Source organism: Staphylococcus sp. HMSC13A10 (assembly GCF_001808005.1).
In the GTDB taxonomy this organism is placed as follows: Bacteria; Bacillota; Bacilli; order Staphylococcales; family Staphylococcaceae; genus Staphylococcus; species Staphylococcus pasteuri.
This window is the reverse complement of sequence record NZ_KV791829.1, coordinates 1-25,458: the sequence shown is the minus strand read 5'-3', so window position 1 is coordinate 25,458 and position 25,458 is coordinate 1. Positions and strand designations below refer to the sequence as shown.

General features: G+C 30.6%; 21 protein-coding genes and 2 pseudogenes. 15 read left to right on the top strand and 8 right to left on the bottom strand.

Annotated features, from left to right (window positions below; genetic code table 11):
* The first annotated feature begins 1 nt into the window (after position 1).
* The 10 genes from nirD to HMPREF3125_RS01490 all read left to right on the top strand — a co-directional run bounded on the left by nirD (position 2) and on the right by HMPREF3125_RS01490 (position 11,784).
* Positions 2–316 (top strand): nitrite reductase small subunit NirD, encoded by a 315-nt coding sequence (nirD, locus tag HMPREF3125_RS01535; protein WP_017637733.1) that lies wholly within the window; start codon positions 2–4, stop codon positions 314–316.
* Entirely contained in the window at positions 307–1,239 is a 933-nt protein-coding gene (gene cobA, locus HMPREF3125_RS01530; RefSeq protein WP_070451488.1) for a uroporphyrinogen-III C-methyltransferase, read from the top strand. Before nirD ends, cobA begins: the two co-directional genes overlap by 10 nt.
* 293 nt (positions 1,240–1,532) lie before the next feature.
* Positions 1,533–5,216: a nitrate reductase subunit alpha gene (locus HMPREF3125_RS01525; RefSeq protein WP_070451486.1), complete on the top strand. Its 3,684-nt coding sequence runs from the start codon at positions 1,533–1,535 to the stop codon at positions 5,214–5,216.
* Entirely contained in the window at positions 5,206–6,759 is a 1,554-nt protein-coding gene (gene narH / locus HMPREF3125_RS01520; RefSeq protein ID WP_070451483.1) for a nitrate reductase subunit beta, read from the top strand. Before HMPREF3125_RS01525 ends, narH begins: the two co-directional genes overlap by 11 nt.
* The gene (gene narJ / locus HMPREF3125_RS01515) at positions 6,752–7,327 is read left to right on the top strand and encodes a nitrate reductase molybdenum cofactor assembly chaperone (protein ID WP_017637737.1); all 576 of its coding nucleotides are present in this window, start codon (positions 6,752–6,754) and stop codon (positions 7,325–7,327) included. Before narH ends, narJ begins: the two co-directional genes overlap by 8 nt.
* On the top strand, positions 7,320–7,997 hold the full coding sequence (gene narI, locus HMPREF3125_RS01510; protein ID WP_070451481.1) for a respiratory nitrate reductase subunit gamma: 678 nt from the start codon (positions 7,320–7,322) through the stop codon (positions 7,995–7,997). The genes narJ and narI overlap by 8 nt, the downstream gene beginning before the upstream one ends.
* Before the next feature lie 21 nt (positions 7,998–8,018).
* Positions 8,019–8,474, top strand: coding sequence for a nitrate respiration regulation accessory nitrate sensor NreA (gene nreA, locus HMPREF3125_RS01505; RefSeq protein WP_070451479.1), 456 nt, complete (start codon positions 8,019–8,021; stop codon positions 8,472–8,474).
* Between the two features lie 5 nt (positions 8,475–8,479).
* The gene (gene nreB, locus HMPREF3125_RS01500) at positions 8,480–9,514 is read left to right on the top strand and encodes a nitrate respiration regulation sensor histidine kinase NreB (RefSeq protein ID WP_070451476.1); all 1,035 of its coding nucleotides are present in this window, start codon (positions 8,480–8,482) and stop codon (positions 9,512–9,514) included.
* A 20-nt stretch (positions 9,515–9,534) separates the two neighbouring features.
* A complete protein-coding gene (gene nreC, locus HMPREF3125_RS01495) occupies positions 9,535–10,197 on the top strand; it encodes a nitrate respiration regulation response regulator NreC (protein ID WP_070451474.1) in 663 nt (220 codons plus the stop codon).
* 423 nt (positions 10,198–10,620) lie between these two features.
* Positions 10,621–11,784 (top strand): nitrate/nitrite transporter, encoded by a 1,164-nt coding sequence (locus HMPREF3125_RS01490; RefSeq protein ID WP_070451472.1) that lies wholly within the window; start codon positions 10,621–10,623, stop codon positions 11,782–11,784.
* A gap of 50 nt (positions 11,785–11,834) precedes the next feature.
* Here the strand turns inward: HMPREF3125_RS01490 and HMPREF3125_RS01485 are convergent, their stop codons facing one another.
* Both HMPREF3125_RS01485 and HMPREF3125_RS01480 read right to left on the bottom strand, forming a co-directional pair.
* Complete coding sequence (locus HMPREF3125_RS01485) at positions 11,835–12,251, bottom strand: Hsp20/alpha crystallin family protein (RefSeq protein WP_070451470.1); 417 nt, start codon at positions 12,249–12,251, stop codon at positions 11,835–11,837.
* 213 nt (positions 12,252–12,464) lie between these two features.
* Complete coding sequence (locus HMPREF3125_RS01480) at positions 12,465–12,911, bottom strand: MarR family winged helix-turn-helix transcriptional regulator (RefSeq protein WP_070451468.1); 447 nt, start codon at positions 12,909–12,911, stop codon at positions 12,465–12,467.
* 166 nt (positions 12,912–13,077) lie between these two features.
* Here HMPREF3125_RS01480 and HMPREF3125_RS01475 point away from each other — a divergent pair, with 166 nt between their 5' ends.
* From HMPREF3125_RS01475 to HMPREF3125_RS01465, 3 genes are all read left to right on the top strand, one after another.
* Positions 13,078–13,707, top strand: a complete 630-nt coding sequence (locus HMPREF3125_RS01475) for a nitroreductase family protein (RefSeq protein ID WP_070451466.1) — start codon at positions 13,078–13,080, stop codon at positions 13,705–13,707.
* Positions 13,708–13,836: 129 nt separating this feature from the next.
* Positions 13,837–14,202: a DUF3139 domain-containing protein gene (locus HMPREF3125_RS01470; protein ID WP_017637746.1), complete on the top strand. Its 366-nt coding sequence runs from the start codon at positions 13,837–13,839 to the stop codon at positions 14,200–14,202.
* 250 nt (positions 14,203–14,452) lie between these two features.
* Positions 14,453–15,730, top strand: a complete 1,278-nt coding sequence (locus HMPREF3125_RS01465; protein WP_070451464.1) for a cation:dicarboxylate symporter family transporter — start codon at positions 14,453–14,455, stop codon at positions 15,728–15,730.
* A gap of 181 nt (positions 15,731–15,911) precedes the next feature.
* Here the strand turns inward: HMPREF3125_RS01465 and HMPREF3125_RS01460 are convergent, their stop codons facing one another.
* The 4 genes from HMPREF3125_RS01460 to HMPREF3125_RS01445 form a co-directional block, all read right to left on the bottom strand.
* Positions 15,912–16,256, bottom strand: a complete 345-nt coding sequence (locus tag HMPREF3125_RS01460) for a DUF4889 domain-containing protein (protein ID WP_070451462.1) — start codon at positions 16,254–16,256, stop codon at positions 15,912–15,914.
* 182 nt (positions 16,257–16,438) lie between these two features.
* Complete coding sequence (locus HMPREF3125_RS01455; protein WP_371106428.1) at positions 16,439–16,870, bottom strand: pyridoxamine 5'-phosphate oxidase family protein; 432 nt, start codon at positions 16,868–16,870, stop codon at positions 16,439–16,441.
* A 71-nt stretch (positions 16,871–16,941) separates the two neighbouring features.
* Complete coding sequence (gene rsp, locus HMPREF3125_RS01450) at positions 16,942–19,047, bottom strand: AraC family transcriptional regulator Rsp (RefSeq protein WP_070451458.1); 2,106 nt, start codon at positions 19,045–19,047, stop codon at positions 16,942–16,944.
* Between the two features lie 946 nt (positions 19,048–19,993).
* Entirely contained in the window at positions 19,994–20,365 is a 372-nt protein-coding gene (locus HMPREF3125_RS01445; protein ID WP_070451456.1) for a YbgA family protein, read from the bottom strand.
* A gap of 198 nt (positions 20,366–20,563) precedes the next feature.
* Between HMPREF3125_RS01445 and HMPREF3125_RS01440 the strand changes: the two genes are divergently transcribed.
* Positions 20,564–22,003, top strand: a complete 1,440-nt coding sequence (locus HMPREF3125_RS01440) for a sucrose-specific PTS transporter subunit IIBC (protein WP_070451454.1) — start codon at positions 20,564–20,566, stop codon at positions 22,001–22,003.
* 76 nt (positions 22,004–22,079) lie between these two features.
* Here the strand turns inward: HMPREF3125_RS01440 and HMPREF3125_RS01435 are convergent, their stop codons facing one another.
* Positions 22,080–23,027, bottom strand: coding sequence for a magnesium transporter CorA family protein (locus HMPREF3125_RS01435; RefSeq protein ID WP_070451452.1), 948 nt, complete (start codon positions 23,025–23,027; stop codon positions 22,080–22,082).
* 65 nt (positions 23,028–23,092) lie between these two features.
* A pseudogene (locus HMPREF3125_RS01430) lies at positions 23,093–23,701 on the bottom strand (TetR/AcrR family transcriptional regulator).
* A gap of 164 nt (positions 23,702–23,865) precedes the next feature.
* On the opposite strand from HMPREF3125_RS01430, the pseudogene HMPREF3125_RS01425 reads away from it, so the two are divergent.
* Positions 23,866–25,142: pseudogene (locus tag HMPREF3125_RS01425) on the top strand (YhgE/Pip domain-containing protein).
* Positions 25,143–25,458: the final 316 nt, after the last annotated feature.

Genomic DNA, 25,458 nt, shown 5'->3' with positions numbered 1-25,458 from the left:
TATGAAAAGTATGGAAAAGATTAAAGTTTCTAATTTGAATGAATTAACACCACTCATTGGAAAAAAAGTAATTGTAAAAGATAAAGAAATTGGTTTGTTTTTAACGAATGAAGGCAAAATTTTTGCAGTGAATAATGTATGTCCACATAAACAAGGACCATTATCAGAAGGCACTGTAAGTGGAGACTTTGTTTATTGTCCATTACATGACCAAAAAATAGACTTAACTACTGGTAATGTGCAAGAACCAGATACCGGTTGTGTAGAAACTTATCCTGTGGAAATTATCGATGGAGATATATTCATATGTCTGTAAGTAACTATGGTCAAGTATATTTAGTAGGTGCTGGACCAGGTAATCCTAATTTTCTAACTAAGAAAGCGCAGCGTCTTATAGAAAACGCAGATATTATTCTATATGACAGATTAGTAAATCCGTTAATTTTACAATATGCTAAACCTGAAATAGAAATTGTAGATGTAGGAAAAAAACCTTATACCAAACATATTCAACAAGATAATATTAATCAACTCATGGTTAAGGCAGCTTCAGAACACAATAATGTTGTGAGGCTTAAGGGTGGAGACCCAGCGATTTTTGGACGTTTACATGAAGAAGTTGAGACGCTAAGTGAGTTAGATATCAATTTTGAAATAGTTCCAGGGGTAACTTCTGCAAGTGCTGCTGCACAATCCATGAATATTGGGTTGACGATGAGAAGTATTGCGAAAAACGTAACTTTTTCAACCGGTCATTTTAAAGATAATCAAGAAAATCAGTTGGATATTACACCACTCCTTAATAAAGGTACATTAGCAATATACATGGGAGTGAAACGACTTCCAAAAATAATAAATCAGATACAACAATTTAGCGATATTAATTTTCCAATCGCTATTATTTTCCGAGCTTCCTTATTTGATGAAAAAGTAATCATTGGAACATTAAGCGATATTCAACAAAAGATAAAATCTCATCAACTTGAAGGCATGCCAGGTGTTTGCATAATAGGTGATATTGTGAATTATGTGGACACTAAAAATGATAACGAATCAGATCAACCTTTTTACATTGTGCAAGGGGAAAAAGGAAGAGCTATGGAAAAATGTGAAATATTAAGTGATGAGGGATATGGTTGCATAATTGAAGTCAAAAGTAATGGCAAATACCATATTTCACAACAACAATTATATGAAAAAATCAAAAATCAATATCACCATCAATTTATTAAAGTCTAGATTCTATATTGTTCCTTCGGGAGCTAGCCTCAAATATGACTAACTCAATAATAAAAAGAGAGTACATTATATCTCTGTCTTACACATCAGTATGGCCACCTAAAAACAGGTGGTCTTTTTTTAATAAAAAGAATTTTGAAAGATTATAAAAATCATAGGGGATTTATACCTTCAATTAGGACTTTCCCTAATATAAAAAGTTTGTGAAAAAATATACAATTTGAATATAAGAAAAAATAGCGAAATTAATTAACGGACATAGATAATCACTTTACTAGTGTAGGAGGATATATATGGGGAAATTTGGATTGAATTTTTTTAAACCAACAGAAAAATTTAACGGGAACTGGTCAGTGTTAGAAAGTAAAAGCAGAGAATGGGAGAAAATGTATAGAGAACGTTGGAGCCATGATAAAGAAGTTAGAACTACACATGGTGTTAACTGTACTGGATCATGTTCATGGAAAGTATTTGTTAAAAATGGTGTTATTACATGGGAAAACCAACAAACAGACTATCCAAGCTGTGGTCCTGATATGCCAGAATACGAACCTAGAGGTTGCCCAAGAGGAGCATCATTCTCATGGTATGAATATAGTCCTTTAAGAGTTAAATATCCATATATAAGAGGAAAATTATTAGAACTCTGGCAAGAAGCACTAGAAGAAAATCAAGGTAATAAAATTGCGGCATGGGCATCTATTGTTGAAGATGAAGAAAAAGCTAAACAGTATAAATCTGCAAGAGGTATGGGTGGCCATGTAAGATCTAATTGGAAAGATGTTACTGATATCATAGCAGCTCAATTATTATACACAATTAAAAAAGATGGGCCTGACAGAATTGCAGGATTTACGCCTATACCTGCAATGTCAATGGTGAGTTACGCTGCAGGTGCACGTTTTATTAATTTACTCGGCGGCGAAATGCTTAGTTTTTATGATTGGTATGCAGATTTACCACCTGCTTCTCCACAAATTTGGGGAGAACAAACGGATGTACCTGAATCAAGTGATTGGTATAATGCATCATATATTATTATGTGGGGTTCAAATGTACCTTTAACACGTACACCAGATGCTCACTTTATGACAGAAGTTAGATATAAAGGTACAAAAGTTATTTCTGTAGCACCAGATTACGCAGAGAATGTTAAATTTGCGGACAATTGGTTAGCGCCTAATCCTGGTACAGACGCAGCTGTGGCACAAGCAATGACACACGTCATTTTACAAGAATATTATATAAACAAACCAAACCAACGTTTCATCGATTACGCTAAACAATACACTGATATACCTTTCGTATTGATGTTAGATAAAGATGAAAATGGCTTTAAAGCAGGTAGATTTTTAAGAGCTACTGATTTAGGTCAACAAACTGAAAATGGAGAATGGAAACCATTAATTTTTGATGAAATTTCAAATGATTTAACAGTACCAAACGGCACAATGGGTCAAAGATGGGAAGAAGGCAAACAATGGAATCTCAAATTAGAAGATGATGAAGGAAACAAAATAGATCCTTCATTATCCATGGCTGATAGTGAGTATGAATTACAGCAAATTCAATTTCCATATTTTGATAGTAATGGTGATGGAATATTTGAAAGACCTATTCCTACTAAAAAAGTCACTTTAGCTGACGGGACAGAAACATATATCACAACAGTATTTGATTTAATGGCAAGTCAATATGGTGTACGTCGATTTAACCATGACTTAGAAGCAGATAGTTATGAAGATAAAGACTCTAAATATACTCCAGCATGGCAACAAGAAATAACAGGTATTAAAAGTAATTTAGTCACTCAAGTAGCTAAAGAATTTGCACAAAATGCTATTGATACTGAAGGGCGTTCAATGATTATTATGGGGGCTGGCGTAAACCATTGGTTCAATTCAGATACTATTTATCGTGCAATACTCAATTTAGTTATGTTATGTGGTTGCCAAGGCGTTAACGGAGGCGGATGGGCTCACTACGTTGGTCAAGAAAAATGTCGCCCAATAGAAGGATGGAATACACTTGCATTTGCAAAAGACTGGCAAGGACCACCACGCTTACAAAATGGAACAAGTTGGTTTTACTTTGCTACTGATCAATGGAAATACGAAGAATCAGATGTAGATAAATTAAAATCACCATTAGCTAAAAATATTAAACATAAACATCCTGCTGATTATAATGTTACAGCAGCAAAATTAGGTTGGTTACCATCATATCCTCAATTTGACAAAAATAGTTTGTTGTTTGGTGAAGAAGCAAAAGAAAATGGTGACAATTCAAATGAAGCAATTCTTAAACGTGCTATAGATGAAGTGACTTCTAAGAAAACAAAATTTGCAGTAGAAGATCCAGATTTAAGAAAAAATCATCCTAAAACATTATTTATTTGGCGTTCAAATTTAATATCAAGTTCTGCTAAAGGTCAAGAATATTTCATGAAACATCTATTAGGTACGAAATCTGGTTTATTAGCTTCACCAAACGAAGATGACAAACCTGAAGAAATCAAATGGAGAGAAGAAACAACAGGAAAATTAGATTTATTGGTTTCACTCGACTTTAGAATGACAGCAACACCTTTATATTCTGATATTGTTTTACCGGCAGCAACTTGGTACGAAAAACATGATTTATCATCAACAGACATGCATCCATATGTTCATCCTTTTAATCCGGCTATTGATCCATTATGGGAATCACGTTCAGATTGGGATATCTATAAAACATTGGCAAAAGCAGTATCTGAAATGGCTAAAGATTACCTTCCAGGTACGTTTAAAGATGTGGTTACATCACCATTAGGTCATGACTCAAAACAAGAAATAGGTACGCCACTCGGAATTGTAAAAGATTGGTCTAAAGGAGAAGTTGATCCGATTCCTGGTCAAACAATGCCTAGTTTTTCAATCGTAGAGAGAGATTACACATTAATTTATGATAAATACGTTTCAGTAGGACCTAAACTTGAGACAGGTAAAATAGGTGCTCACGGAGTTAGCTTTAGTGTTAAAAATCAATATGAAGAACTTAAAAGTATGTTAGGTACATGGAATGATACCGATCCAGACTCAATTAAAAACGATAAACCACGTATCCATTCAGCACGAAATGTTGCAGATGCCATGCTAAATATTTCATCAGCGACTAATGGGAAATTATCTCAAAAATCTTACCAAGATTTAGAACAACAAACAGGTATGAAATTAGCAGATATATCTAGTGAAAGAGCTTCTGAAAAAATTACGTTTTTAAATATTACATCGCAACCGAGAGAAGTTATACCGACAGCAGTATTTCCAGGTTCAAATAAAAATGGAAGACGTTATTCTCCATTTACAACTAATATTGAACGCTTAGTACCATTTAGAACATTAACTGGACGACAAAGTTATTATTTAGACCATGAAGTGTTCCAACAATTTGGTGAAAGTCTACCAATATATAAACCTACTTTACCGCCAATGGTATTTGGTACAAGAGATAAAAAAATTAAAGGCGGCACGGATGCATTAGTATTACGTTACCTTACACCTCATGGTAAATGGAATATTCATTCAATGTATCAAGATAATAAACATATGTTGACACTATTCAGAGGTGGTCCAAATGTTTGGATTTCGAATGTAGATGCAGAGGCACATGATATTAATGATAATGATTGGTTAGAAGTATACAACCGAAACGGTGTTGTTACTGCAAGAGCAGTTATTTCTCATAGAATGCCTCAAGGAACAATGTTTATGTATCATGCTCAAGATAAACATATTCAAACACCTGGTTCTGAAATTACAGATACAAGAGGTGGTTCACATAACGCACCAACTAGAATACATTTGAAACCGACACAATTAGTCGGCGGATATGCTCAAATTAGCTATCATTTTAATTACTACGGTCCGATAGGAAATCAAAGAGATGTTTACGTTGCAGTTAGAAAAATGAAGGAGGTCAATTGGCTTGAAGATTAAAGCGCAAATCGCAATGGTGTTGAACTTAGATAAATGTATAGGATGTCATACTTGTAGTGTTACATGTAAAAACACATGGACAAATAGACCAGGTGCTGAGTATATGTGGTTTAACAACGTAGAAACTAAACCAGGTACAGGATATCCGAAACGATGGGAAGACCAAGAGCATTACAAAGGTGGTTGGGTTTTAAATAAAAAAGGAAAATTACAACTTAAATCAGGTAGTAAATGGTCTAAGATTGCTTTAGGTAAAATCTTTTATAACCCAGATATGCCTTTAATACAAGACTATTACGAACCATGGAATTATAACTATGAACATTTAACTACAGCTAAACAAGGTAACCATTCACCAGTAGCAAGAGCGTATTCCGTTATTTCTGGAAAAAATATGGATATTGAATGGGGACCAAACTGGGAAGATGATTTAGCAGGTGCTAATGTTACAGGCCCTAAAGACCCTAACATCGAAAAAATTGAAGAAGATATTAAATTCCAATTTGACGAAACATTTATGATGTATTTACCTAGACTTTGCGAACATTGCTTAAACCCAAGTTGCGTTGCATCATGTCCTTCAGGTGCAATGTATAAAAGAGATGAAGATGGTATTGTATTGGTTGACCAAGATGCATGCAGAGGTTGGAGATATTGCATGACTGGTTGTCCTTATAAAAAAGTTTACTTCAACTGGAAAACAAATAAAGCAGAAAAATGTACATTCTGTTTCCCAAGAATTGAAGCAGGTATGCCTACTGTATGTTCAGAAACATGTACAGGTCGTATGAGATATTTAGGTGTACTTTTATATGACGCTGATCGCGTTGAAGAAATCGCATCAACTGAAAATGAACAAGATTTATATGAAAAACAATTAGAACTATTTTTAGATCCATATGATGAAGATGTTATTGCTCAAGCTGAAAAAGATGGTATCAACCACGAATGGATTGAAGCGGCACAACAATCACCAATATATAAATTGGCTATTGAGTATAAATTAGCATTTCCATTACATCCAGAATATCGTACTTTACCAATGGTTTGGTATTGCCCACCATTAAACCCAATCATGAGTTATTTCGAAGGTAAAAATACGCAACAAGATCCAGACATGATTTTCCCAGCAATTGAAGAAATGAGATTACCTATCGAATATTTAGCTAATATGTTTACTGCTGGAGATACTGAACCAGTGAAAAAATCATTACAAAAAATGGCAATGATGCGTAGCTATATGAGAGCTAAAGTGACTAATAGACCGTTTGATGTTAAAAAGCTAGATGCTTTAGATCTTACTGAAAGACAAGTTTCTGATATGTATAGACTATTAGGTTTAGCAAAATATGAAGAGCGTTTTGTAATACCAACTACACATAAAGAAACATATTTAGATACTTATCATGCACAAGGTTCTCAAGGATATGGTGGAGAAAACTTCGGTGTAAATTGCGAAGGATGTGGCGTTGCTGTTGGTTCTGGTAAAACAGGTCAAGAAATATATAACGAAAACTTTTATGGAGGGATATTCCGTGATTAATTTCGATAATTTAAAAAAATATCAAGATAGTTTTGGTTATATAGCAATGTTATTAAGCTTTCCAGAAAAATTAACATTTAATGAAAATGTATTTAATGAATCCATTACTTCACAACATCCTGGTTATCAAGATATTGTTAATTTTAGAGAAGTTATGATGAATTATACTTTGTCTGAAGCAAAACAAATTTATACTGATACGTTTGATTTCAGTAAAAATTCTCCATTATATATGACATATAACAAATTTGAAACTCAAAAAGAACGAGGACAAATGTTAGCCAAACTTAAAGTATTATACGAAATGTTTGGATTAAAAATGGTAGATAATGAATTATCTGATTATCTACCGTTAATGTTAGAATTTCTACAAACTATCGAATGGTATGGCGATGATAGAGCGGAAGAAAATATTCAACTTGTAATTATGATTATTGAAGACGGTACGTATGCATTGGCAAATGAGCTCGGTAAACATAATCATCCTTATGGATACGTTATCCAAGCATTACGGAAGACATTAAAATTATGTCTAAAGTCACCAGAAGGAGTGACGCAACATGATTAGTCAATTTTTGTGGGTCATTTATCCTTACTTATGCTTGATGATTTTTATTATAGGACATATTGCAAGATATAAATATGATCAATTTTCTTGGACAGCTAAGTCTAGTGAATTAATTGAAAAGAAACAACTTAAATGGGGAAGTCTATTATTTCATTTAGGAGTTATTCCTGTGTTTTTTGGACATGTTGTTGGATTGGCAATACCCGAATCATGGACAGAAGCATTAGGTGTTACTGAAGGAATTTATCATTTTGGTGTGGTTTATATAGGAAGTATTTTTGGTATAATGACATTGATTGGTATGTTATTGTTAACAGCAAGACGTATAACATTTGAAAATGTAAGACACTTGAGTTCATTTTCTGATATTTTCGTGAATTTTTTATTACTTTTAATTATTTTTATAGGATGTTACTCAACGCTTGTCACTAATATAACAAATGAAGGATTTAACTATCGTGAAACAATTTCAGTGTGGTTTAGACAGTTATTTTTATTTAGACCTCATGCTGAATTAATGTTAGAAGTACCACTTCAATTTAAAATTCATGTATTACTAGGATTCACAATATTAGCATGTTGGCCGTTTACTCGTTTAGTTCATGTATGGAGTGTACCGTTATCTTATACTAATAGAAGATATATTATATATCGAAAAAATAAATTGTAATGATCCAAGGGTGGAATGATAATGACTCCAGGTTTAAATAAGAAACTGCAAAATATTCAATATAATATTGATAAATTAAGAGAAGAAGAAGGCGTCGATTTTGCAGCGATTGCATTTTGTGAGCATTCAAGTACTTATTCCCCAATAAAATGGCAATATGTTTCCGGAAATAAAAACGATAGATATAAACTTATCGTTCTACGAAAAGGTCGCGGATTAGCTGGTAATGTTATGAAAACAGGGAAAAGAATGCTTATTGCTAATGTGGATATAGCGCTGTCACCAGATGAAAAAGTAAAATATCCCATTTTATTAAGTGAGAGTTTAACAGCGGTGATAGCTGTACCACTCTGCTTTAATAACCAAGTTTATGGTGTAATACTATTTGGCCAAAGAAATCACAAACCATTGCCTGATAATATAGAGAATATTATTATCAATGAGCGTTTAGGTGATTTAAAAGAAGATATTAGGTGATTATATTGTTGGAAAATGATGATATCAAACTTGAAACTTTATTGAAAAAATATTATGAGTACACAAATGAGAAAATTGTGTTTGTTAATAATGATGGCAAAGTAATAGCTATGAATGAAGCAGCTAATGAAGTGATTTCAATGGAAGATAATTATAGTACGATGACAAATGCAATATGTCGTAGATGTGAAGGTTATACCAATGAATTTGATTTGCAATCATGTAAAAATTGTTTTTTAGATGTAGAACAACCCAATCGATCTACATTTCAAGTTTTTATGAAAACTAATCAAAGAGAAATTGCACCATTTACTGCTACATATCAAACAATTGATAAGGAAAAAGGTATCAATGCCTTTACTTTGCAAGACGTTGCACCTCAGATTGAACGTCAAGAAAAAATGAACCAACGTAGGATGATAAGAAAAACCATTTCTGCACAAGAAAACGAACGTAAACGTATTTCGAGAGAATTACATGATAGTCTAGTTCAAGAACTATTAAATATAAACGTCCAATTACGTTTATTAAAGTACCAACAGGATAGAGAAAAAATATTAAATGATGTTGAAAATATTGAGGGCATCATGTCTCAATTAGTCGATGACGTTAGAAATTTATCTGTTGAATTAAGACCAGCTTCATTAGATGATTTAGGTTTAGAAGCTGCATTTAAATCTTACTTTAAACAGTTTGAAGAAAATTTCGGAATGCAAATCAATTACACATCTAATATTTCACAGCAACGTTTTGATAGTGAAGTAGAAACAGTTGTTTATCGTGTAGTTCAAGAAGCGATTTATAATGCATTAAAATATGCAGGTGTTAGTGAAATAGATGTAATGATTCAAAAAAATAATGATAATTTAATTGCAGAAATTATTGACCATGGATACGGATTTAATCCAAATTCTCAACCAAAAGGATCTGGACTAGGTTTATACGGTATGCGCGAGCGTGCTGAATTAGTGTACGGGCATGTAGATATAGAAACACATATTGATAAAGGTACAATTGTTACATTAGAAGTACCTATGTGAAAAATTTTGGGGGAATTAAATTGAAAATTGTGATAGCTGATGATCATGCAGTTGTTCGAACAGGTTTTTCCATGATATTAAACTATCAACAAGATATGGAAGTAGTGGCTACAACTGCTGACGGTGTTGAAGCATATCAAAAGGTGTTAGAACATAAACCAGACATTCTTCTTATGGATTTAAGTATGCCACCAGGTGAATCTGGTTTAATAGCAACAAGCAAAATCAATAAAATCAATGAAAGTTTTCCGGAGACTAAAATATTAATATTAACAATGTATGATGATGAAGAATATTTATTCCATGTACTTAGAAATGGTGCAAAGGGTTATATTTTAAAAAATGCGCCTGATGAACAATTAATTCTTGCAATTAGAACAGTTTATCAAGGAGATACTTATGTCGATATGAAATTAACAACATCACTTGTTAATGAATTTGTTAATAACAACAACCAAGAACCTACAGATGGGTCTGATCCCTTTAAAATTTTATCAAAACGCGAATTAGAGATATTACCATTGATAGCTAAAGGATACGGTAATAAAGAAATTGCTGAAAAATTATTTGTATCTGTAAAAACAGTAGAAGCACATAAAACACATATTATGAACAAATTAGGATTAAAAACAAAACCAGAATTAGTTGAATACGCAATGAAAAAGAAACTATTAGAATTTTAGAGCCCCTTATCGCTTTAGCGATTAGGGGCTCTTATGCATTAGCAAAGCTAAGGCGAACCGAAGAAGAAAATCGCTTTAGCGATTAGGGGCTCTTATGCATTTAAAGAAATACTTTTTCTTTAGAAATTAGTATTTCTTACACATGAGTTCACCTCATGTGTTCCACTATAACCACTAGTATTTCCAACGCATGAACATGCCTCATGAGTTCTATTAATAAATACTATAAATTTTACAGAACTCTTTTATTTTTTATAGGGGAAAAAGGTAAACAAATAAGGGATTACACTAATGTTCAATTTTTCACAAACGCCATAAAATATAGTTATAGTTAGTACTTTGCATAGAAGTAGTAACACTCACAATTATTAAATGATTTATTCATTAAAATACTAAATAATTATAATTTATGAAGGTGAAGACATGGACAAAAGAAAAGGTGGTTTTCAACTAGGTTTACAAACGTTAAGTTTAGTAGTTGGATTTATGGCTTGGAGTATCATATCTCCTTTAATGCCATACATATCACAAGACATTAAAATTCCAGCAGAACAACTATCGATTATTTTAGCAATACCTGTAATTTTAGGATCCATTTTACGTGTTCCGTTTGGATATCTTACAAATATCATTGGAGCTAAATGGGTTTTCTTCTGTAGTTTCATAATACTATTATTCCCAATATTCTTTTTAGCTCAAGCTAAATCTCCCGGTATGCTAATGCTTTCTGGTTTCTTCTTAGGTGTAGGGGGCGCTATATTTTCAGTAGGTGTTACTTCTATTCCTAAATATTTTCCTAAAGAAAAAGTAGGGTTAGCAAATGGTATATACGGTATGGGGAACATAGGGACAGCAGTTTCATCATTCTTAGCACCACCTATTGCTGGCATTATCGGTTGGCAAACAACAGTAAGAATGTATTTAATATTTATTGCTTTATTTGCTATATTAATGTTTATTTTTGGTGATAATAAAGAAACAAAAATTAAAGTACCTTTAGTGGCACAAACTAAAATATTAGCTAAAAATCCTAAATTATATTATACAAGTTTATGGTATTTTATAACATTTGGCTCATTTGTAGCATTTGGTCTATTTTTACCTAACTTTTTAGTTAATCATTTTGGTATTGATAAAGTAGATGCAGGAATTCGTTCAGGTATTTTTATCGCCTTAGCAACATTCCTTAGACCAATTGGAGGTATGCTTGGGGATAAATTAAATGCCGTTAAAGTATTAATTATAGATTTCATTGCTATGATTATAGGCGCAGTAATCCTGGGCATTTCTTCTCATATTGTATTATTTACAATAGGGTGCTTATTAATTAGTATATGTGCTGGTATTGGTAACGGATTAATATTTAAACTTGTACCATCATACTTTTCAAAAGAAGCTGGAACAGCTAATGGTATCGTATCAATGATGGGTGGCTTAGGAGGGTTCTTCCCACCAATAGTAATTACTTATGTATCTAGTATTACTGGTACAAGCCATCTCGCATTTATATTATTAGCAATATTTGCTATTATTGCTGTAATTACAATGTTTTTAGTTAATAAAAAAGACTCGAAAACAATTCATTAATAAAACAGACCTTGCTATGGTGAATCCATAACAAGGTCTATTATTTTATATTATGAAATTGAAATTGTTGTTGCATCTTCAGATTCTTGTTGTTGTTTAGGCAAGCGTACGCTTAAAACACCATTTTCAAATGTTGCTTTGATAAGAGACTTGTCTATATCCTCGAATTCAAATCTGCGCACTAATTCACTATTAGAACGTTCATTTAATTGCGTTTGTCCATTATGAGATTCAATATATTTATTAGCTTTAATAGTTAACGTATGTTGCTCAAAAGTTAATGAAATATCTTCTTTTTTCACACCTGCAAGTTCAGCTTCAATTAAGTAATGATCATTTTCATTATATAAATTTACAGGGAAAGCTTGTGATGAAAATTGATTGAATACTTGTTTACCTAAGTCTCTAAATAAATCAGTTGGATCATTTTTCAAAAATGAATTATTAAAGAAGTCATTATTTGGCATAGTATTAGCTCCTTTACAGTTATAAATACTATATTTAATTGTAAATTCATTATATGAAGTGATTGTTATGAGGTAAAGTAAAATGGATTATTAATAGAGTGATAATTCGTACTAGAGAATATAGACAAAAGTTTACAAAACTTGATTTTATCAACGCATAAGAAAGGGATGAAAGTGGGCAAGTTTACTTTTGCCTTTTTTCTCTATATAAGATTATTTTTCTGAAGATTTATTGAAGTTTTTAGAAACAAAAAGTTGAAGGTGGTTAACTAATTCCTTAGCTTCATTTACATCTATATCAAATTCGCCAAATACCTTTTGCGAAACTTCTGATAAAGGTTTTTTAATACTTTTACCTTGTTCTATTAGTGAAATTTGAAGATTTCGTTCATCTTTTTCTTCACGAGTTCGAACAACGTAATTTTTCTTTTCTAATTTTTTCAGTAATGGTGTTAAAGTGCCTGAATCTAAGAAAACTCTATCACCTAAAGTTTTGATGTTAAGTTTCTCATCTTCTTCAATCGCCATTAGCACTATATAACCAGTGTACGTGAGTTCATATTCCTTTAAATAATTGGAATACTTTTTGATAATTTCTTTTGATGAAACATAGAATAAAAAGCACAATTGTTTGCTTAAATAACTATTTTCGACATACATTAAATCACTCCTTGTTAAGGTAACCATATTATGAAGTGTGTGACTTGTCAAGTGCCTATTTTGATAGTAAAGTTAAATTGCTTTTCATTTAAATATTAGAAAATCATAATTAAAGATTATTGATTTGAAAAATCCAATGACTTATAAAAAATAAGGAGTATATATAATGGAGAAAATCACTCAATTTGACGATGTATTAAAAGGAAGAAGATCAGTAAAAGTATTTGATACAGAATATAAAATAAGCCATGAAGAAATGGATAATATCATTCAAAAAGCAACAAAAGCACCATCTTCAGTGAATATGCAGCCATGGAGATTAATTGTTGTAGATTCTGGTGAAGGCAAGGAGAAAATATTACCATCTTTCGGTAAGAATTCAAGACAAGTCAATACGTCTTCAGCTATGATAATCATATTTGGAGACTTAAAAAATTATGAAAAAGCTGAACAAATATATGGTGACGCAGTAAGCAAAAATCATATGACAGAAGAAATCAAAGATAAGATGTTAAGTTGGGTATTGCCTCATTATAAAGGACTATCTAGAGAAGGTATGAAAGATATCGTTAATATTGATAGTAGTTTAATGGCGATGCAATTAATGCTTGTGGCTAAATCGCATGGCTATGATACTAATGCTATAGGTGGATTTGATAAAGCCAATATTGCGAATGTCTTAGGAATAGATAGCGAACGATTTGTACCAGTTGTAGCAATTGCCATAGGTAAAGGTGCACAAGAAGCACATGAATCAGTATGTTTACCACTTGATGATGTAAGACAATATCTTTAATTAACATATGAATCATCTTTGCATTATTTCAATGAGTTAAGAATATTTTGTTACAAAATTTTTATAAGACTTTAAAAATGCATGATTTTCGTTCATACTAATTAAGATAAGGCAAAAGGAGTCTATAAAATGAGTAAGAAGCAAAAATTAATCAGAATTATTATTATATTAATTATTTCATTAGTGATTGCGTTTGCGTTTTTCTTCGCACTTAAATCGTATCAAGGTCACAAAAATATTGAAATGGTCGATAGTTATTTAAAAGAACACCATTTAAAAGATAAAGTGAAGAAACAAGAAACGCTTTATAGTGCTAAAAAGGGTGTTTATTATAAGGAAGTTATTTTTAAAGATGAACCTAAAATAACTTATGTCATTCAACCTATTAGTACTAGAAAAGGTGTCTTTGCTGAAGGTTTTGATACTGAAACTAAGAAAAGTATAAAAAGTGCTAAACATAATTACTTTAATAAAAACTATAAACCTTCAAAATAATTGTAATAAGGTGAGTTACCAAATTGAAAAACATTTGGTAACTTTTTTATTTTGGGTATCAGTTAAAATTAAAGAACAGAAACATAGATTCTTTAAAAAGAAATAAAAAATAAACATAGTAAACTACTCTTGATTCATAAAAGTTAAAACATTTCAATACAATTATTTATATTTGTTATATAAATAATTATAGCTATTTTTATCTTATCTGATATAATTAAGTGATGTCAGATGAAGGGGAGTTTGCAATATGGCTCTGTTTAAGAGAAAAATCAGTCTACCTGTGCAAGTATTAATTGCATTGGTTCTAGGTGTTGTCGTTGGACTTATATTATACGGAAATGAAGAAGCGGCTAACTACATAAAGCCATTTGGAGACATCTTTTTAAACTTAATTAAAATGATTGTTATTCCAGTTGTATTCTGTTCTTTAGCACTATCTATTTCGAACGTTGGGGAATCGAAAACTGTAGGTCGCTACGGATGGAAAACAATATTATACTTTGAAATTATAACAACAATCGCTATTGGTCTTGGATTAATTTTCGGAAACCTATTTAAACCAGGTTCTGGATTAGATCCATCAAAATTACCAAAGGGCGATATTTCTAAATATCAAACATCTGCACATGCTGCAGAACAAACTACATATGGTAATCATTTTATTGATACTATAGTAAACATTGTACCAACAAACTTTTTTGAAGCTTTAAACAAAGGTGAATTATTACCTATTATCTTTTTTGCTGTATTCTTCGGTTTAGGTTTAGCTGCCGTTGGCGAAAAAGCAGAACCAGTAAAATCTTTCTTAAGTGGAACTTTAGAAGCAGTTTTCTGGATGATTAATAAAATATTAAAATTAGCACCACTCGGTGTCTTTGCATTTATTTGTACAACAATCATTACATTCGGAGCATCAGCGTTACTTCCTTTACTAAAACTAGTATTAGTTGTAATTTTCGCAATGGTATTCTTTATAGTTGTAGTTTTAGGCATTGTAGCTAGAATGTGTGGCATTAGTATTTTCTCTATTATGAAAATACTAAAAAGTGAAATACTTTTGGCTTTCTCAACTTCAAGTTCAGAAGCAGTATTACCAGTAATGATGAAAAAGATGGAAAGATTCGGTTCGCCGAAAGATATCACATCGTTTGTTATACCGATTGGTTATACATTTAACTTAGATGGATCAGCTTTATATCAATCTATCGCTGCATTATTCGTAGCACAAATGTATGGCATGCATTTAACATTAACTGAACAATTAGTTTTAATGTTCACGTTAATGCTTACATCAAAAGGTATGGCAGCAGTTCCAGGTACTTCAATCGTTGTGTTATTAACAACATTAGGTGCAATGGGATTACCAGCTCAAGGACTTGCTTTAATTATAGGGGTTGACCGATTATTAGACATGGTACGTACAGTAGTTAACGTTATGGGTAACGCTTTATCTACAGTTGTCATTGCTAAATGGGAAAACGTTTATGATAAAAAACAAGGTCAAGAGTACTTAAAAACATTATAAAATAATAAATCTGACATTTTAGAGCCCCTTATCGCTTTAGCGATTAGGGGCTCTTATGCATTTAAAGAAGTACTTCCATTTATAATGGTTAGAGCTAGTGGTTGATTGATTATAACTTAACCCATTTTACCGTATTACATAAAAAAAGAAACAAGTCATTATTGACTTGCTTCTTTTAAAATTACATGTGCATATCGCCCATATCATGGATTTGAGTCATTAAACCATGTGGTACGTCATCATGATCTACCTTTTTAACACTAGCAATTTTGCCAGATTTTTCATTTTTAGTAATTCTTACGAAATCCTCTTTTTTAACATATACATCAGCATCTGATGGAAGTTTAACGTTCTTTTCGATTTTTTCGTCTTTTTCACTAATCATTTTATCAATTGTTGTACCATTCTTCATTACGCCATAATATGTTTCTTTTTTACCGCCTGCCATCATAGCAATAACTAAAACAATACATATAATGACCATGATTGCAATAAGACTATAAGCGAGTCCTTTTTTACCTTTCATTTAGCAAAATCTCCTTTGATATTGTTTATTTATCTACTATTTCATTTATACAGAAAAATAGAGTGATTTGCAATTAAATTTAAAATATAAGTGGATATTATAATTTGACATTTTCATCAAGTATACGAATTTGTATCACATCAAAAAATCCCAACTTATTTAAGTTGAGATTAATCATTCATTTATAATTCAATTATGAAGGGTGTGTCTAAATCTTTGTCGTTCATCAATTTAATTGATTTAGGATTTACTTTTAATACACATAATTCAGGGTCTTTGCTAGAATCGAAAAATGATTTATCTTGAGTTTCCCATAACCAGTTAATTGTTTTTTCATCTTTAACAACTTCAATAGTTGTGTCGATTTCAACAAAACTATTGTTAGTCGTTTCGTTATAGCCTAATAAAATATAAGCATAAGGATTGTCTTCAATTTCTTCAACCTTTATAGAATTAATATTTGTCTTAGTATATAGTGTCAATTCGTCATTATAGAATACCATATATCTACTATTAGGTTTATTATTATAAGCGGTTGATAATACACCCACTTTTGAATGGTCTAATACTTTTTCAATTGCTTCAGTTGCTTTTTGATTATCCAATCTTATCATCTCCTTAATAATAAATATATCCTTAATCAGAGATTGTTAAACTTATGACAACAACATTTTACAGTCTATAGCTAAATAGGTTTGAAACATACATATATTACTTCATCATGTTTGAGAACAACATTAACATCTTGATTATCATTTTCTTGAATGAATAATTCTGTTTTTGGATGATTGCATTGATCCAATTGATTAATAATATCTTTATCAAGAAACAGTTGCTTTTTAGTTTGTGGTAATAAATTATCTATTGTCCCATGCTCACTATTCAAAGTTTGAACTATTGTTAACGAATGAGATTTCAATGTATTTTTGAAAATAAATTTCTGTTGACTATCAGATAAATAGCGGTCGTTTATTTTGTTAAATAAAATGAAATGATAATTGCCATCTTTACGACTCATAATGTAATTATTACAAATTTGTAATTCTTCATTTACAAAAGGGTGAGTCATTTTATAAATGTGAATCAGTGGTAATGCATTACCGAATTCATTAAATAATGACAAGTACTTCGTTTCGTCTGCAATGAGTTGATAACTAATACCACCACCATAGCGTAGTAAAGCAATGATATGACAAACTAAATCAGCTAATTGTAAAGGATTAGAACTATTGCTTGCATATTTGAAACATTTCAAAGATAAATAATCATACACAAAATGAGTGGAGTCTATGCCTGAATCTAAAATGAACTGCTTATAATTTTCAAAATGTGTCGTCGAATGATTATATGTTCTTCTTTTATTAATTAAAGATAATTTCGTTTCAATATTTTCAATATCAATTAAATAGTAATCAAAATTAAGTCGTTTTAAAGTATCATATGTTTTTTCTACAGTCTGATTTTGACGTAATAGGCCGTCTACTGTCATACCATATTGGATATCTTTATTTTTGTTTTTAATTTTTAAATGACAAAGATGTATATCTTGTGTAGACATTTTAGACGAATCAAAAATAAGCATTAATTTTACGACTTTTTTATTCAATTTATAGTCATTATGTCCTTGTAAAAACTTCAAAATAAATTGATTAACTACATTAAATTGATTTGTAGATTTAATTTTTATTGCTAAACCAATATGTCTCTCAAATAATTTATCGAGGCATCTATGTAACAAATGATAGTTAATTTGATTAGAAGTTACGTCGCTAACATTTTCAATAAGAATGACTGGTTCAGGTAAAAATGAAAAATCAATATCAAAATATTCATTGAACGTAAAATGAAATAATTCATTAAAATTATCAAGTCTAATAAATGCTTTTGAGGCTTTGGAATAATCTTTAGGATCAAAGTTATCTATATTGATTTCAGTAATCTCTGTTGCTAATTGATTATTAAAATCAAAATGATTAATTAATGGCAAGAAAGGTGAATAATCCTTATCTTCTATATTTAAGTGGGGCAAAGTATCCATTTTGACTATGTAAGATCGATACTGTTTTGGACTAAAATTCAAATAGTTTTTAAATTGATTTGTAAAATTAGTATGGCTACTAAATCCAGATTCTTCGGATATAGTGTTAATTGATAAATTAGTAGTCATTAATAGTTTAATAGCATGACGAATTTTCAAAATTGTATAGTAATCTTTAAAATTCATATTTAAATAACGTATAAATAAATTTGAACAATAAGATTCTGAAATATTACTATTTATAGCGATATCTTTTAAAGAGATAGTTTGAGTTATTCTATCTTGAAGAAAAAGTAAACACTCTAAAAATAAAGTATTGCTAATTGACATATTGGGGATATAATCAACATCGTATTTTATAACTGCTTCTTTAAATAAGGTTTGGATTACTTTGGAACAAAGTTGGTGATCAACCGTTTGATCCTCTGAATATTGCTGTATAGTTTGTAGAATAAGTGTTTTGATATAACCACTAGATTGTAATAAATGTCTATCGAAATAGCACTCGAAAAAGTCCTCATCTTCGACATAAAAATAAAAAATCGGAATAGTTAATTGAACTATATTATGAGCATTTTCAATTTCAAATATGTCACCATGATTAATGATAGCAATGTGTGCATCTAAATCTTTAACTTCTCCGTTGATTTTAATGTTCAAGTCATTAGTTAATGAAAATAAGATGATGACTTTATTAATATTACGAAATGGCTTGGTACTGTATTGATGAAAAAGGTTTAGGTTACATGTCATGTGTTATTACGAAGCTCCTCTATATTTGTTTTGAAAATCTAAAAAAATCATCACTTATAAATTGTTTGCATTGAATAGTTTTTATTATATTCAATGTCCATGGCATTTAATCCACGATTAAATAATAATTGATATTATAATAGATTTGCCTTCAAATAGTAATAGTTAAAAATAAAGTTCATAGTAAAAATTTTGTGAAAACGTAGCCATTTTTGTATTGTTTGCAACATAAAAGGAGTTTTAGAAATATAGTATTGTATATTTGGAAATTTTCAATAGCGTGTAATCTCATTATTTAGTACATAATAAATATAGATTCCAATCCAAAAGAAAATTTAAAAAACTTAAATTGATTAAGGGTTGTAATCTATGGTATTAAATGTACGTTATATACACAACTTAGATATAACAACAAAAAAAGAGAGACAACATAGAATCACATATACCATATTTAGTGAATAAAAATTGATTAACTTAACATTAGTATAAACAACAAGGCTTATATTCATACTTTAAATATTTTTACTAACACATTAGCAACTAGTAATTAGACATCATGAATCAATGTTGAATATATGAAACAATGACAACAAGAATCGACAATTACATTTCATATTTAGTAGAAATATTTAAACGACATCCAATGAATAACCATCTTCTGAAAATTAAAGTATGATGAAACATCAATATTTAAGTAGCGATTTTTAAAAACATTAATTTGAAATACTCCCCCCGAAGTAGACACAAATTAAATGAAGCATGACAATTCGTTTCACTGGATGTAAAAATAAGTCCTTTATATTGTTTATAATTATTTAGTGATACAACTTAGAATTAATCTTTCTTCAGACATTTATAATAATGTACATTTAATGAGTCAATAAAGGTTTATTACCTTTACTTAAAATAAAGACAAACCAACTTATAAAAGTGTGGTTTGTCTTTTTTATGCTTTTAATACTGAACTATCTTTTAAATATTGAACATCATATTGATACGCTAACGATCTTAAAAATGATAATAAATCTTCTATTGGAATATCTTGATGTTTAAATTGATGCTTTAATTTTGTAGCAGTTTCCTTTTCTTCTTCTGTAGCTAACTTTTTGAAGTATCCCCACATATGATCGTAGGCATTCATAACACTTCCTTGACTAGGGGCTATTTGAATTGCCTCTTTTACCATTAGATTAATTTCATTATACGAGGGCTTATGTTTAAGTCTTTCACGTATGGCATTGTAATGACTTTGACTATGGAGTAATACACGATATTTCTCTTCACGCCATAACTTTTCAATATATCCACGTTCTTTCAATAAACTAACTCCTTTCATTTTTAATTATTTATATTCATATACCCATTTGAAAAGTAAATTAATATAAGTTAAACAATGGTCATAACAATGATTTAATATAAAACTTTAGGAAATGAGGTTGATTTAACAATTGCAACCGTTTACAATAAAGTTAGTAATTTTGGAACTGGTTCCAAAAAATTAGGAGGGTTTATACAAATGAACTATAAACAATCAGCAGAAGAAATATTAACAGCAATAGGTGGAGAAGAGAATTTAGACTCAATGGCACATTGTGCGACGAGACTTAGATTAATATTGAACGATGAAAGTAAAGTAGATGAAGACGCATTATCTAAAATGGATGTCGTTAAAGGAACATTCTCAACTGGTGGTCAATACCAAATCATTATTGGGTCAGGGACTGTCAATAAAGTGTTTAACGAAATGGAGAATATTACTGGTAAAGAAGCATCTACAACATCTGAAGTAAAAGAGAAGTCAACTAAACATATGAATCCATTACAACGTTTTGTAAAAATGTTATCAGATATCTTTGTACCGATTATTCCAGCAATTGTTGCCGGTGGTTTGTTGATGGGTCTAAACAATTTATTAACTGCCAAGGATTTATTTTATGATGGTAAATCTTTAATTGAAGTGCATGACCAATTTGCAGGACTTGCAGAGATGATTAATATCTTTGCTAATGCACCATTTACATTATTGCCAATATTAATTGGTTTTAGTGCTGCGAAACGCTTTGGAGGTAATGCATATTTAGGAGCAGCACTTGGTATGATATTAGTACATCCAAGTTTGATGAGTGCTTATGATTTTCCAGCAGCAGTAGAAGCGGGCAAGTCAATTCCATATTGGGACTTATTTGGATTACATATTAATCAAGTAGGTTATCAAGGACAAGTACTACCAATGTTAGTAGCAGCTTACATATTAGCAACGATTGAGAAATGGTTACGTAAAGTTATACCAACAGTATTAGATAATTTAGTAACACCTTTAGTATCAATCTTTGTAACTGCGTTTATTACATTTTTATTTGTTGGACCTATTACAAGACAATTAGGATATTGGTTATCAGATGGCTTAACTTGGCTATACGAATTTGGTGGTGCAATTGGTGGATTAATCTTTGGATTACTATATGCGCCAATCGTTATCACTGGTATGCACCATAGTTTCATTGCAGTAGAAACAACATTAATTGCTGACCAGGCTAAAACTGGTGGTTCATTTATCTTCCCAATTGCTACCATGTCAAATATCGCTCAGGGTGGTGCAGCGTTAGCGTCATTCTTCATTATTAAAAATAATAAAAAATTAAAAGGTGTTGCATCAGCTGCAGGTATTTCAGCAGTTTTAGGTATTACGGAACCAGCGATGTTCGGTGTGAATCTTAAATTAAGATATCCATTCATAGGTGCTATTATTGGGTCAGGTCTTGGAGCAGCGTATATTTCATTCTTTAAAGTTAAAGCAATTGCTTTAGGTACAGCAGGTATACCTGGATTTATATCAATCAATCCAAACCATGGTGGCTGGCTACATTACCTCATAGGAATGGTAATAGCATTTGTCGTTTCAGTTCTTGTGACGTTTGTTCTATCTAAAAGAAATAAATATAAAGAAGTTCAATAAAATAGATTATATAAAAGGATGAGCCCGGTACATCAATCAATGTATTCAAGCTCATCCTTTTTAAATTTTGTTATAGCTATAGCTTTTGTTTGCGCCATAAATAAACACTGACGATTGCAACAAGAATAAGAGAAATAACAACAACGATAATCCAAGAAATGTAACTATGATCATTTAATGGTAATGGTACATTCATTCCAAAGAAACTAAATACCAGTGTAGGTAGAGTTAATAATACAGTAAACATAGTTAATGTTTTCATAATCGTATTCATATCATTAGATAATAATGATGCATAAGAAGTTGTAATACTTTCTAAGATACGTTGATGTAGTTCGGTTGTTTCAATTGCTTGGTTATTTTCGATAATTAAATCTTCTAGTAATTCTTCATCATCTTCAAAACGTTTAATAGCAGGTAAACGGAATAACTTTTTAATTATTGTATCGTTACCTTTCAAAGCTGCTAAGAAATATACTAAACTTTTCTCAACTTCCATAAGTTTGAAAAGTTGCTTATTAGTAATATTATTTTTCAATTCTCTTTCGATACGAATACGTGATTTATTCAGTAATCTTAAATTTCTATTATAATGATTTGCAATCGTTGTTAAGATTTCTAGTGCAAAGCGACTATGAAACTTCAGATTAATATTGTCTTGTCTAGAAAAGTTCTCTAAAAATTCATTTTCAGCATCACAAATGGTCATTACTACACCATTACCAATGACTATGCCTAATGGAATTGTAATAAAGGATAGAACGCTGCGATTTGTTGAATTAACTAGAGGTAAGTCGATAATAATCAAAGAGTATCCAGTATCTTCGTCATACTCAATACGAGCACTTTCTTCTGAGTCGAGTGGATCTCGAATAAAGTCTTCAGGTAAATTATAATATTCCATTAAATGTTCTATTTCTTCTCTATCAGGTTCAACTACATTAATCCACAATGCTTGTTGATCAAGAGTTGTTTCGATTATTTCATTATTGATTTGATTAGAGTGTTTATATGCAGTGATCATTTGTAAAAGTCCTTTCACAAGCTTTTTAACTTCAAACGCATCACAATATTTTACGAGCAATGTGTTTAACGAGACTGATTGTATTTTTGTTCTGCCATAATTCTTAACGGACCATAATAAATAATTTTGAAAATATGAGTTACAAGGTCATCAACAGAAATACGATTTGAATCTAATACCCAATATCTGATGATTGAGATTGTGGCACCTGACACATAACTATGAAAATACATTTCTGGTATGCCTTCGATTTCATTATTAATACTGATCTGATTCTTCATATTATATTGTATTAGGTCGCTAATTTTTTCTTCTAAACGACTTTTTCGTTCCAAATTAAGAATCGTATTATAAAAGTCTAGATTATCATATACATGTTGAATGATGTTTCGCAATACTTTATCTATAAATAGTGTCGCAATCATTTCAACATTTTCACCTTCAATTTCTGAAAAAGTGGTGAATTTAGATATTTGAGCAATACATTCATCTTACATATCGGTTAATAATAAATATTTATCTTCATAATGTAAATAGAATGTACCTCGATTTATATCAGCTTTATCTGCAATGTCTTGAACTGTAATATTTTCAATATTTTGTTCCTTTAATAACTGTATAAACGCATGTTTAATTGCTGATTTTGTTTTACGGACACGTCGATCTTCCTTCAAAAATGTAAAACCTCCCTTAATTAATAGACAATACATATCAAAGTGTTCAATAAAAGACGTTTTTCTATTAATTGATTGTTGTTTATTTATTTAAACTCATTATAATTGGAAAAGTGATAAATGTTCAACAAATTGTTGAATTGTTTCAAGGGAGGAAAAAAGTTATGAATATATTTAAAAGTAAATTATTATGGTTAACACCTATAGCAATCATATTAATATTAATGATTTTCGCAATTGCATTTTACCCAGCGTTTAATCCTAAACCAAAAGACATGCCAATTGCTATCGTCAATCACGATGAAGGTACTTCTATTCAAGGTAAGAAAACTAATATTGGTGATAAATTAGAAGATAAATTATTAGATAGTGATTCTGACGCTGTTAAATGGGTTAAAGTAGACAGTGAAAAAGACGCTAAAAAAGGTATGGAAAAAGAGAAATATTATGGGCTGCAATTTTTGAAAAAGACTTTTCAAAAAATGCTATGAGTAAAACTCAAAAAGTCGTAATGGATAGTAAAAAATCTGAAATGCAAGATAAAGTAAAATCAGGTGAAATTCCAGCTCAACAAGCACAACAAATGGCTAAAAAAATGGGCAACCAAGAAGTTGACGTTAAAAAAGCACAATTTAAAACTATTGTAAGTGAAGGAACAAGTTTACAAGGTTCACAAATGGCTAGTAGCGTATTGTCAGGTATGGGTGACAATATTAACAATCAAATTACGAAACAAAGTCTTCAAACATTAGAAAAACAAAATGTTAAAGTTGAAGCAAAAGATATTAATTCAGTAACTAATCCAGTTAAAATCAATAACGATAAAATTAATGAAGTTAAAGATCACCAAGGTGGCGGCAATGCATCATTCTTAATGTTCATGCCAGTTTGGATGGGTTCTATTGTTGCTTCAGTCTTATTGTTCTTCGCATTTAGAACTAGCAATAATGTTAAAATTGCTCATCGTTTAATTGCGTCAGTAGCACAAATCGTATTTACAGCTATTACAGCATTTGCTGGTAGTTTCGCATATGTATATTTCATGAAAGGTGCATTAGATTTCCATTTTGATCATCCAAATAGAGTATCTATATTTGTAGCTTTAGCTATTATGGGATTCGTTGGATTGATTCTTGGAACAATGACATGGTTAGGTATGAAATCAGTACCAATCTTCTTCATTGCAATGTTCTTTAGTATGCAATTAGTAATGTTACCAAAACAAATGCTACCTAAGTTCTATCAAAAATATATTTATGATTGGAACCCATTTGCACATTACTCAACAAGCTTAAAAGAAATTATCTATATGAATCATCATCTAGAGTTAAACACTACAATGTGGATGCTTATTGGATTTATGATTTTCGGAGTAGTATCAAGCTTATTAGCAGCAGCTCTTAGAAAACATAGTAACAAACGTACTGAAATCCCAGCATAAAAAAGGTATAATATCCACTAAATGTTTGAAATATTAAAGTTTCTGACTATAATAAAAAATGATTTCTATTTCGATTGAGCTGACCCCAATTTGTGGGAATAATATAAAAACACTTTCGTTGAATTCATATTAAAATGATGTGCACCCCAAAAGTTGGACTAAAATCTAACTTTATGGGGTGCGTTTTTATGGGTGGTGAACATTATAAATTTGATTTTAAAATTAAGATAGTTTAGGAATATTTAAATGGAAAAAAAGGCTATGAATCTTTAACGAAAACCTATGGTTTATCAAGTAATTCGATTTTAAAAAGATG